Source organism: Actinomadura sp. 6K520 (genome assembly GCF_004349245.1).
Lineage (GTDB): Bacteria > Actinomycetota > Actinomycetes > Streptosporangiales > Streptosporangiaceae > Spirillospora.
Genome location: NZ_SMLC01000384.1, coordinates 1 through 1,612 on the forward strand (window position 1 = coordinate 1; position 1,612 = coordinate 1,612).

1 protein-coding gene and 1 pseudogene are annotated in these 1,612 nt (G+C 73.2%); both read left to right on the plus strand.

What is annotated here, in order from left to right:
- Window positions 1-349 (plus strand): annotated as a pseudogene (locus E1289_RS38765) (hypothetical protein); the annotation flags it as partial.
- A gap of 31 nt (window positions 350-380) precedes the next feature.
- A partial coding sequence (locus tag E1289_RS37495) for an FAD-dependent monooxygenase (RefSeq protein WP_131988923.1) occupies window positions 381-1,612 on the plus strand: 1,232 nt, incomplete at its 3' end.

Here is a 1,612-nt window from a genome sequence, read left to right on the forward strand (position 1 = left end):
GGGCCCCGGCGACCACCCGCTCCTCGGCAAACGCATCCCACCCGACCAGCGCCTCGCCCGCACCGACGGAACCCGCCCCCGCATCGCCGACCTGCTCCACACCGCCCGCGGCCTGCTCCTCACCACCAACGACAACGCAGCAACCGACCAAGCCCGCCCCTGGACCGACCGCATCGACACCATCACCCTCACCGAACCACCCGCACCCGACCTCGACGCGGCACTCATCCGACCCGACGGCTACATCGCCTGGACCCACCCCGGCACCGACAACGACCTCACCCACGCACTGAGCCAATGGTTCGGCACCGCCCGGACCATGGCCACCGCCCACGAGACCGGCCGTTGAGCAGCGGCACCGAGCGAACAGGAGTGTGAGCATGGCAACGGACGTGGCCGTCGTCGGAGCGGGGCCGGTCGGGCTGATGACGGCCTGCGAACTCCGCCTGGGCGGCGTGGACGTCGTCGTCTACGAGAAGCTTCCCGCCCCGCCGCGGGAGTCGCGCGGAGCCAGCTTCACCAGGCGCACGGCCGAGTGCTTCGACCAGCGGGGGCTGCTCGCCAGGCTCGGCGACGTGGAGTCCGCCGACAGCCATCTCGGCGGGGTGCGGATCGACCTCGGCATGTTCGAGGAGGATCACTCCAGCGTCCGCGGGGTCTCCCAGTACCGCACCGAGCGGATGCTGGAGGGCTGGGCGGACGAGCTCGGGGTGCCGGTGCGCCGCGGATACGCGGTGACCGGTTTCCGGGAGACGCCGGACGGCGTGACGGTCTCCTTCGACGGGCCGCAGGGCCCCGGTGCGGACACCGCCCGGTACCTGGTCGCCTGCGACGGGGGGCGGAGCACCATCCGCAAGCTGGCCGGGATCGCCTTCCCCGGTTCGGCGCCCACCCGCGGCTTCTACACGGCCGACGTCACCGGGATCGAGACCCGCCGCCGGCGCATCGTCGAGAACCTGCCGGGCGGCAGCATGGTCCTGGCGATGGACCTGGAGAACGGCGTCACCCGGGTCGTCGTCCACGAGAAGGGCATGACGCCGCGGGACCGGGATTCGCTCACCTACGCCGAGCTGGCCGACGCGTGGCAGCGGCTCACCGGCGAGTCCATCCACCACGGGCGGTGCCGCTGGCTGAGCTGCTTCACCGACGCGTCCCGGGTCGCCGGCGAGTACCGGCGCGGCCGGGTGTTCCTGGCCGGCGACGCCGCGCACGTGCAGCCGCCCGCCATGGCGCAGGGGTTGAGCGTCGGCGTGCAGGACGCGGTGAACCTCGGCTGGAAGCTGGCCGCGACGATCAACGGCCGGGCACCCGGCGGCCTGCTCGACACCTACCAGGACGAGCGCCGCCCGATCGGACGGCAGCTGGCGCGCAACGCCGCCGCCGCGATCGAACTGCGGCTCACCGGCGAGGAGATGGACCCGGTCCGCGACGTGCTCGGTGAGCTGGTGACCTACAGGGACGCGGCCGGGCACCTCGCGGGGATGCTCAGCGGGCTGGGCATCCGCTACGACATGGGCCCCGGCGACCACCCGCTCCTCGGCAAACGCATCCCACCCGACCAGCGCCTCGCCCGCACCGACGGAACCCGCCCCCGCATCGCCGACCTGCTCCA